Raw genomic sequence first — 8,908 nt, 5'->3', positions numbered from 1 at the left:
CATGATGGCCCCGCCGCGCATCATCGATTACATCGTGGTCCACGAGCTCTGCCACTTCCATCACCGCAACCACAGCGATGCCTTCTGGAACGAGGTGGACAAGGTGCTGCCGGATTGGCGCGAAAGAAAGGAGTGGTTGCGCAAACGCGGGGCAAGTCTGGATATCTAAAAGAGCCATGGTTGCAATACGATAGGGGTCAAGTCTTAAATCATGTTGTACATGCCTACCAAGGACGATAGAAAGCCATTCTGATGGAGAAGGAAAGCTATCTGCTTGAACTCTCCCGCTATGTTGTGCTGAATCCTGCGCGGGCGGGCAGTGTGAAGGATGTGGAGCGATGGCCCTGGAGCAGTTATTCAGCCATGATCGGAAAAAGCAGCCGTCCTGAGTGGTTGCAAACGGACTGGATACTCGGGCAGTTTGGGAAGCGGGCCGTTGCCGCTTATATGTTGTAACAAGACTTGACCCCTTTCTGTTCACATTTATTGATTGACTCCCGCTTCCACAACCTTACAATCCCCATAAGCACCGCTTTCCCGGTAGTTTAGTTCAACAAGGTTTATCCGCCGCCGATAAGGCAGCAAATAAACGCTATTCGTTCGGCTATTAAGGAGGTGCCACATACAAAGACAAAGGTGGAAATATGAATACAAAGCAATTAATAGATGAAGCAGTGTCCCTCCCTGTGGAGGAGAGGGTCTTGGTTGTGGACACGCTTTTGCGTAGTCTAAACCAGCCTGAATCCGAGATAGATAAACAATGGGGAAGAGAAGCGAAACGACGTCTTTCTGAGCTTAGGTCAGTGAACATTGAAGCAGTACCAGGTGACGAGGTGTTTCGTAAAATCTGGAGCAGATTTGAGAAATGAGCTTTTCATTCCATCCGGAAGCTGAAATAGAGTTCAATGCAAGCACAATAGGGGGTCAATTCTTGAATTATGTTGGACATGTCTACCAAGGACGATACAAAGCCATTTCAGCCATGATCGGGAAAAGCAGCCGTCCTGAGTGGTTGCAAACGGACTGGATACTGGGGACAGTTTGGGAAGCAACGGAAGCGGGCTGTTGCCGCTTATAGGGATTTTGTGCGCGCAGGGGTGGGGTTGCCGAGCATCTGGAATGATTTGCGCGGACAAATTGAAGAATTTGTCGAAATCATGCAGCAGCATGTGCAATCCGACAACGATATCAGTGAAATTCCGCGTGCACAGGGAAGAGCAAAGGCCAAGCCGCTCTCATCTTATTCATCGTTCAATGACAGAAATGCAGGGATTGCAGCAGCCTACCAAACAGGCGGCTATACGATGAAAGCGATAGCAGATGAATTCTGGCTGCATTATGTGATTGTTAGTCGAACGGATAAAAAATCTGGGACATGATGTATTAACACAAGACTTGACTCCTATACCTTCATGTCACTGGCAATTCCTCTCTTTGATTCAGTATAGATAACCGAACTATAAAAGATTTGGCAGGAATTGCCTCCTTCATTCATGCAATATTCGGGTTAGCCCAACCCGGGTTGAGGTTAGCGCTCGCTCCAGCAGGTATCACTCGGCGTTCTCGACGGTCTATGCCAGATGTAGAAAGACTAATGATGGCCGTGAGCAATTTCTTTGCGACCGTCACTGATACCAATACGTACGTTCTGCATCATACCCTGATCTTCATGATCCAAAATATGACAATGCAATACAAAGTCTCCAATATAGCGCTGATAACGGGTTCGCACAATCACCTTGTAGGTGCTCCCCTGCACGTTTTTAACCCATAACGTGTCTTTCCATAATCCTTTGGTTCCCCGGTATTGGACATCGGGCGGTGCTGACGAGTCGAAATCATCAACCGCATCAGGACCACTTACATCTTTACCGTCAGGGTCCAGTACGGCAATGATTTCAAAAGGGTTCACATGAATATGAAACGGGTGACTGGCAAGCTTTGAAGTCAATATCCATTCATCGCTGGTGCCTAACATCAGCTCCCTGTCGATACGTGCCGGGTCATAAGGTTTATTGTCAATCAGAAATAATCCATTTTTGATATCAAAAGTTAATGACTGCCTGCCATCCGTCTGTGTAACCGGCAAATGTGGAACGAATTTGCTCAGGAGTTGACCCTTCTCCAAATCATGGATGACTTGTTGACTGACATTGTCTGGATACTGCTGCTTTGCATTCTCTGTCAGAGTATGCATCAGAAGGCTTGCCGGATCAGCTTTTGCTCTTCCGCTTACATCTACCACGGCCAATAGCTGGCGCGGTGACATTGTAGGGTCCACATTGGCCGACGCTGTTGCAGCGGTATCAATGACACAATACTGGCCCTGTTCCGGAAATATCATCAAAGCATCCCAGCGGTAACCAGGCTGAAAAACCGTAGTGGCGTATTGGCGGATAGCAGGCGCAGTGAGACCATCGGCTGCAATGATAAATTGTGTCAGGGGTTCGCCCGTACAGTATTGGTCAATCAACGCATCCTGCTGTAAGGCCTGCTGATGTAATACAGTGCGAAGATTATTGTTTGTCGATTTCATTTTCCGGAATTCCAGATTAATGGAATCGCGCACCCCGGCATGAATCATTCGCCAGCGTTCAACCTGCCCGGCTTTGGACTGAATAACGGGCTGCACCTGTCCGTTTATGCTGGTGAATCTTCCTGAATCCGACCACTTGCCCGGAGCAAGTGCGGCATAACTCTCAATTTGGCCTATATCCCGCTCGTTACGGCAATCGTAATCTTCCGGTTTCTTGCCTTCTCCGTGGCAGTAATACTGAATTTGTTGAAATAATAAAATACGTTCCTGCACTCCTGGCAGTAAAGTATCAATATCACCATTTTGAGTTTCGGTAGGTGGTCGATTCCCTGTAACGATCAATGCACCGGCCATTCCGCTGGCAACTTGAATTGCCGTAGAACCATGATGATGCGGGTGATACCAGAAGGTACCGGCCGGATGATCAGCGGGAATATTGTATTCATACTGAAAATCAACATTGGGATTAATGGATATCAGTACGTTGTCGCTGTTGCCCGCCGGATTGATCCATAAACCATGGGTATGCATATTGGTACTGTTAAAACAGTGTGGCTTGTTGATGGGCAAGGATTTATCAAAACATGTTTCATCTTTCGGCAGACGGTTCTTTAAAGTTGCACGAAGGGTATCACCCGGTGCCATCACAATAGTCGGTGCTACATACGGTGCTTGGGGGTCAATGCCGGTACCCTGGTAACTGCGTAAACGAACCCTGTCCCAATCGTTGGCGGCCGGATTCCATATACGATTATTAGTGTAAGTTACTGTCCACTCGAAATATTTTTCTGCAGTTGGTGAAGATTTCAACAAGCCAGTTGATGCTTGGGAAACAGCTGACTGAATGGGCATTAAAGAGGGATCATTCAGTAAATGGTCATTAGCAGAGCAAGCATTGTTCACCAGTGGAGACAAGAGCGGTAAGGCGCTCAGGGAAACTATGTATTTACAGATTGTCCGCTTCATCATAAAAAAATTCCTTTCGCAGATATTACTGGTCGTTTCGCAGACCATCTATAAGAAAATGCCCGACCGGGGTGGGTCGGGCATGAGTGATCAGGGACGAATGGCGGTATTTTCCAGTCGGATCGTGCCGACAGAAATTCCACTGGTGGAACGCACCTGTGGAACCGGGCGGCTGGATAAGGTAGTAGGCTCAAATGTAACAGATACACTGTCCGGGCCTGTCAGCCCCAACTTGGCAACATCTTCAGTTACATTAAAAATCAGTCGTTCACCGGTACTCTGATCATGATCATGTGCACCGAACAAATTGAATGTCGCCACATAAATACGTTTATCACTCTGTTGTTTATTAGCGATATAAATGTCATAGGTTACCGCCGGAGCCCCATCAATAGTGACATCCTCCAGTATCAGATAAATTCCTGCAGTTTTCTGAAGCGTTTGCGACAGTGAGGACGCTTTCAAATTGGCAGCTGCCGGTTGTAAATTAACTGCTACCGGTTTTCCGCGTAAAACAACTTTATTAGGATGGGTCAGCAACGCATGTGACTTCAAGGGCGATTCTCCTGCAGCTGCAACCAAATGAGCCTCTTGCTTTAACACTGGTTGCTCGCAGCGCAGATCAGTGGCGTAACGACGTGGAAATTTCTTTTCATCAAAAAGATCGGCGATGGTCACCTCAACTTTATTACCATTTTCATCAGCAAAGATATAGCGGGTCTCATACCAGGCGTCCGGCATGCTCAGATTCTTTTTGGCCCAGGCGAGATCCTGCTTTTGCCCATTGGCTTTACGATCCAGCCAGCATTGCCATAAACGATCAATATTGGCGTGGTGCATATAAAATACCGGATCAAGTCCTGCAATCGGTACGAAACCCATATCTGGTGTGGTGCAGCCGGTACCTACCGCACAATGCATTACACCATGAGGCTGGTTTTGCAGTGTTTTCGAAAAGTTAGTGAAATCATTAAATTCAAATGCCTGCTTAGAGCTGGCAGTTTGTACAGAAATTGAGGTTGCATTGTCATTTAAACCAGGTGTACGCCACCTATCATACAGAGGATCGCTGGCCGATTGCCTGACCAGGAAAGGAATCGCCAGACCTTTTCCATCCTTGCTTTTTTCATCGTAATAATTCCAGTAAGGCAGAGATAAATCAGCGTCACCACTTTGCTTGCGCAAGGTTCTCTCAAAGAAATGCAGGTACATACGGTGCCATGGCAGAAAATTCAAATTGCCGTGCTGGCAAGTGCCCCAAACGTTTTCAGTAAAACCATCGTTTGGTACCGGCGTGTTAGCCATGTGCGCGTAATATTCATTACAGGTTTCTTTATCAAGGGTTTCAAGACAACCTGGCATCCGATAAGCAATATATTCTTGAAGATCAGTTGCATTTTTGCCCTTGCCAAAATAACCATGTGTGTTGGCCCAATAGGCAAAACTGGTACGGTACTCAGCAGAGTCCGGATTGGCACTGCTATTGGCATTCATGCTGGCAATACCTTTTTCCAGAGCAGTCACTTTTGCAGCATCCTGGGAAAACTCCAGAACACTTATACGTGGTGTTTCAGCGGAAACAGTTGCAGAGAGTAATAGCAGTGTGACGGGCGCTACTGATTTCGCCCATTCATTTAATGTTGTATGAAAAGCGTTCATTATTACCTTCTTGTATAAAAACAAGGAAAAAGAAAGGGTTACCAGAGTCAGCCGCTGTTTAGTAACGGGCATGCTGGTTCTATGGGCTCATGCCTCACACCATCGGCGTGAACTGATTCGCCTCCAGCTCACTGCTGGTAATGTATGTGTATGATTGTAAGTCCGTGCCCAGCCTTTGCCAGGGTTGGTTCAAATGGGACTTCCTGAAACAAGAGGTAAAAAAACACCGACCGCAGGGGTATGGCCAGCGGACGGAACTCTGTCTTCCAACCCACGGTGATGAAGAGCCGTTAGTTAGTGTTATCGGTATCTGTACAAGAAACTTTAGCCCAACTTCGCACAATAAGGGGTCAAGCGCACAATAAGGGGTCAAGTCTTGAGTCATGTTGTGCATGCCTACCAAGGACGATACAAAGCCATTCTGATGGAGAAGGAAAGCTATCTGCTTGAACTCTCCCGCTATGTTGTACTGAATCCTGTGCGGGCGGGCAGGGTGAAGGATGTGGAGCAATGGCCCTGGAGCAGCTATTCAGCCATGATCGGGAAAAGCAGCCGTCCTGAGTGGCTGCAAACGGACGGGATGCTGAGCCAGTTTGGGAAACAACGGAAGTGGGCCGTTGCCGCTTATAGGGATTTTGTGCGCGCGGGGGTGGGATTGCCGAGCGTCTGGAATGACTTGCGTGGGCAAATTTATCTTGGCAAAGAAGAATTTGTCGAGACCATGCAGCAGCCTATCAAACAGGCGACTATACAATGAAGGCGATAGTGGATGAATTCGGGCTGCATTATGCGACTATCAGTCATATTATTAAAAAAGCGGGGATGTTATGTTGTACAACAAGACCTGACCCCATTCCTTGTTTTTAAAATTACCCAACCAATTCCTGCAGGCGCTGACAAAGCGCCATCACATCAGCTTCATCCTGATAAAGCCCGAAACCAAACCTCAAACGGGCGCCACGGCGATCTATTAAAATATCGTGACTATTTAGGGTTTGCAAGCATCTTTCGGCAAGATCCAAGGAGGATGCCTCAAACGTCAAGAAATGCCCATGCCAGACTAATGCCGGGTCGAACAACGGCGTCAGCGACCAATTCTGCATAAAATACCGGGGCAGGTTTTCAAGAAAGGATTTTTGCAATCCGACAACGTAATCGTGAATGCCTGGTATGTCGATACCCTCCGCTTTAAATAAATCCCAGACCGCGTTAAAACGATAGAAGCCGCTTGGGTCCTGTGTCGAGCCCATGAATGCCATGGCATCATCGGCATAACCGACTGTCTGCCCAGCTAGCCCGGAGAGTTTGGCATATTCGGCATACCAGCCGGTATAGGCCGGACGCCAATTCCCCTTGGGTACGACCATAAAACCCACTCCCTCGCCACCTTGCCCATATTTGTAGCCGCCGCCAAGATAAAAAACCTTCCCCTCCAGTTTGGTCAAACAACAGGGAATGGCGGCAAAACCATGGTAGCCGTCTATGGCAAAAAGTGTTGAATCGGGCGTGACCGCCACTAACGACGCTATTTCACTATCCGTCAAGGCCGCACCGGAATCAAAAAAAACCTGGCTGAGGAAAACCAAGTCATAGTGTTTACTAAGCTCGGTCCGCATGGCCTGCAGAAAAGCGTCCCGATCATGAGGAAAATTATTTGCATCCACCTGATGGATGGTAATGTTGGGGATTTCCATCAGCCTAAAAAATTGCCGACGCCAAGAATGAAACTCATTTGTTGTGGTAAGAATGTTTAGACTTTTTCTGCCCACGAAAAGTGAGAGCAAACGCGTGGAAAGTTCGTGGGTATTGGGTGCCAATGCAATTTGTCTTGCGTCGGCCAACCCCAGGATGCTGGCGATATGGTTTTGTGTGCGAGGAATCGTCTCAGAAAAAATCTTGTCCCATTTATTATCGCTAAGCTTCGCACACTCGTCCCAATAGGTAATTTGAGCTTCACGGCTGATATCGGGCCAGAAGTGATGGGAATGCGCGCGAAAATGCAATTTACCAGCATGGCCTGCCCAGAACCGTCGATAGTATTGCTTAGGATTGAAAGGCATCATAGACGATATCCAACTGATTCTTGACAAATTCCGGCAATTTCGGCGCTATGGATTTGGGTACGAGAAAAGTTGCTAGATTGAATAGATCCACAAAAACACGATTCCTTTCCGTCGTTGCCCTCAGATATTGATGTCCAGAAGAACCGCCGGTTCCAATTTTTGTACCGAGTATCCTGTGCACCATCAGCGCATGGCGGAAACGCCAAGTGGTAAACTTTTCGTCGATTTCAACCAGGGAACTGAGAATTTTGAAAGGCATTTGTAGTGCTGGATAATCACGATAGAGAAAAATGAAAACTGCAGATAGCATCGCTTTCTGAGACAGCCTGACACTGCCCTGCATCCGCTGTTCGGCAAATTTATCAGCGTTCAATAGCGTCGCAAACGTCTCACGCGTCGTTTCCAGATTCCTCAATTCTATCTCACGCATAGACTGATCCAGACTCGGGTTATCCAGGATAATTTGGTAGTCCTGATCCAGCATTTTATGAACTACCAAGGAATACTCGCCCCAGAAGTCATACCCTTTGAACACGGAAAAAGGAATACGTGCAAGCCATGTCTCGATTAACTCAAAAATACTGACTTGATTTTCCGCTTCTTCCAGTATTCTCCTGTCCTCAGGCTTGAGGCGGGAATTGATGAATTGCTTTTCAATGTCCATCCGGTGCTCGGGTTTGATACCTAATAATGCTTCGATCAAGCGAAACTGCACACTCTGGAAACCAGAAGCCGGCACCAGGTAATCCCAGAATTCCATGAAATCCAGAGTCGTCATTGTTTCCATGACCTGGATCTGATCGATCAGAATCTGCTGAATGGTGGTGACTCTGTCCAGACGCGCTTGAATGACATAAAGATCGGTGGACGGTACAAAAGACTCTGCCATGATCCGCCGGATGGAATCGAGTTCATGCAAAATTTGCTTGAACCAGAGCTCATAGGTTTGGTGGACTACGATGAACAATGTTTCATCATGAACCTCATTGCCGTATTTCGCACTTTCAGGCGCCTGAGCATTCAGGATTTTAGGCAATTGCAGATAATCTCGGTAGTAGAGCGGAGGATGAATCTTCATGCAAACCCTTACCTGAAAAATGATCAATCAGTTCAATCCAGCACTGTTCTACAAAACTAACATAAAACCTAGGAGGCTGTCCGAGAATAGCGATCGTAGCGAGGGCGCGGCTGGTTGAGTTGGATTTTTCGATCATTTGAGGCGAATAGTCGTTCTATTTAACGAAAAGGATCGTAAAATCCGGCCAATCAGGCTCGTCCGCAGTAGATCAGTCTCGGACAGCCTCCCAGTACTCCGTTCCGCCAAACCGCTTACATGAAATCGCGCCTTCGCCTGTCATGCGTTGTTGCAAATCCTCGATAGCTACGGCTATGACTGCGGTTTGCGCCTAGCCTGGCAGGCGAATCCATCGATTTCATTTGTAATCTAATTGACGGAACGTAGTACTAGTGTCCGAGTTTATTATTGATCCAGCACCTTTGCCCAAGGCGCCCTGTATCATGTGACCACCCGAGGAGATCGCCAGGAGGAAATTTACCTGGATGATGCTGACCGCATCAATTGGCTAACATTGTTTGGCCAAGTCTGCAAACGGTTTAACTGGGTTTGCCATGCCTATTGCCTGATGGATAGCCACTACTTATCCTGACTTCGTGACTCCAACAA

10 protein-coding genes are annotated in these 8,908 nt (G+C 47.4%); 6 read left to right on the top strand and 4 right to left on the bottom strand.

Annotated elements, in window-relative coordinates; all coding sequences use genetic code 11:
- The first annotated feature begins 1 nt into the window (after position 1).
- From ABTW62_RS12945 to ABTW62_RS12925, 5 genes are all read left to right on the top strand, one after another.
- A complete protein-coding gene (locus ABTW62_RS12945; protein ID WP_430904991.1) occupies positions 2-169 on the top strand; it encodes a M48 metallopeptidase family protein in 168 nt (55 codons plus the stop codon).
- 83 nt (positions 170-252) lie between these two features.
- Entirely contained in the window at positions 253-456 is a 204-nt protein-coding gene (locus ABTW62_RS12940; protein ID WP_430904990.1) for a hypothetical protein, read from the top strand.
- A 188-nt stretch (positions 457-644) separates the two neighbouring features.
- Positions 645-869, top strand: coding sequence for an addiction module protein (locus ABTW62_RS12935; protein WP_430904989.1), 225 nt, complete (start codon positions 645-647; stop codon positions 867-869).
- On the top strand, positions 866-1,078 hold the full coding sequence (locus ABTW62_RS12930; RefSeq protein ID WP_430904988.1) for a hypothetical protein: 213 nt from the start codon (positions 866-868) through the stop codon (positions 1,076-1,078). The genes ABTW62_RS12935 and ABTW62_RS12930 overlap by 4 nt, the downstream gene beginning before the upstream one ends.
- Positions 1,079-1,157: 79 nt before the next feature.
- Complete coding sequence (locus ABTW62_RS12925; RefSeq protein ID WP_430904987.1) at positions 1,158-1,379, top strand: hypothetical protein; 222 nt, start codon at positions 1,158-1,160, stop codon at positions 1,377-1,379.
- A gap of 212 nt (positions 1,380-1,591) precedes the next feature.
- Here ABTW62_RS12925 and ABTW62_RS12920 read toward each other — a convergent pair whose 3' ends face one another.
- Both ABTW62_RS12920 and ABTW62_RS12915 read right to left on the bottom strand, forming a co-directional pair.
- Positions 1,592-3,502, bottom strand: a complete 1,911-nt coding sequence (locus ABTW62_RS12920; protein WP_430904986.1) for a multicopper oxidase family protein — start codon at positions 3,500-3,502, stop codon at positions 1,592-1,594.
- A gap of 90 nt (positions 3,503-3,592) precedes the next feature.
- Positions 3,593-5,161: a tyrosinase family protein gene (locus ABTW62_RS12915; protein ID WP_430904985.1), complete on the bottom strand. Its 1,569-nt coding sequence runs from the start codon at positions 5,159-5,161 to the stop codon at positions 3,593-3,595.
- Positions 5,162-5,537: 376 nt separating this feature from the next.
- Here ABTW62_RS12915 and ABTW62_RS12910 point away from each other — a divergent pair, with 376 nt between their 5' ends.
- Positions 5,538-5,918, top strand: a complete 381-nt coding sequence (locus tag ABTW62_RS12910; RefSeq protein WP_430904984.1) for a hypothetical protein — start codon at positions 5,538-5,540, stop codon at positions 5,916-5,918.
- Positions 5,919-6,030: 112 nt separating this feature from the next.
- On the opposite strand, the gene ABTW62_RS12905 is transcribed toward ABTW62_RS12910, so the two are convergent.
- Entirely contained in the window at positions 6,031-7,221 is a 1,191-nt protein-coding gene (locus ABTW62_RS12905) for an aminotransferase class V-fold PLP-dependent enzyme (protein WP_430904983.1), read from the bottom strand.
- Positions 7,205-8,302: a tryptophan 2,3-dioxygenase family protein gene (locus ABTW62_RS12900; protein ID WP_430904982.1), complete on the bottom strand. Its 1,098-nt coding sequence runs from the start codon at positions 8,300-8,302 to the stop codon at positions 7,205-7,207. The genes ABTW62_RS12905 and ABTW62_RS12900 overlap by 17 nt, the downstream gene beginning before the upstream one ends.
- Positions 8,303-8,908: the final 606 nt, after the last annotated feature.

The sequence above is a fragment of the Nitrosomonas sp. ANs5 genome (assembly GCF_050584665.1).
Lineage (GTDB): Bacteria > Pseudomonadota > Gammaproteobacteria > Burkholderiales > Nitrosomonadaceae > Nitrosomonas.
Note: the sequence above shows the minus strand (reverse complement) of the source record. Positions and strands in the feature narration are given on the sequence as shown.

Coding starts and splice junctions, on each gene's coding strand:
- ABTW62_RS12920 (WP_430904986.1), bottom strand. CDS start 3,502: ATGAAGCGGACAATCTGTAAATACATAGTTTCCCTGAGCGCCTTACCG.
- ABTW62_RS12900 (WP_430904982.1), bottom strand. CDS start 8,302: ATGAAGATTCATCCTCCGCTCTACTACCGAGATTATCTGCAATTGCCT.
- ABTW62_RS12905 (WP_430904983.1), bottom strand. CDS start 7,221: ATGCCTTTCAATCCTAAGCAATACTATCGACGGTTCTGGGCAGGCCAT.
- ABTW62_RS12940 (WP_430904990.1), top strand. CDS start 253: ATGGAGAAGGAAAGCTATCTGCTTGAACTCTCCCGCTATGTTGTGCTG.
- ABTW62_RS12930 (WP_430904988.1), top strand. CDS start 866: ATGAGCTTTTCATTCCATCCGGAAGCTGAAATAGAGTTCAATGCAAGC.
- ABTW62_RS12945 (WP_430904991.1), top strand. CDS start 2: ATGATGGCCCCGCCGCGCATCATCGATTACATCGTGGTCCACGAGCTC.
- ABTW62_RS12935 (WP_430904989.1), top strand. CDS start 645: ATGAATACAAAGCAATTAATAGATGAAGCAGTGTCCCTCCCTGTGGAG.
- ABTW62_RS12925 (WP_430904987.1), top strand. CDS start 1,158: ATGCAGCAGCATGTGCAATCCGACAACGATATCAGTGAAATTCCGCGT.
- ABTW62_RS12915 (WP_430904985.1), bottom strand. CDS start 5,161: ATGAACGCTTTTCATACAACATTAAATGAATGGGCGAAATCAGTAGCG.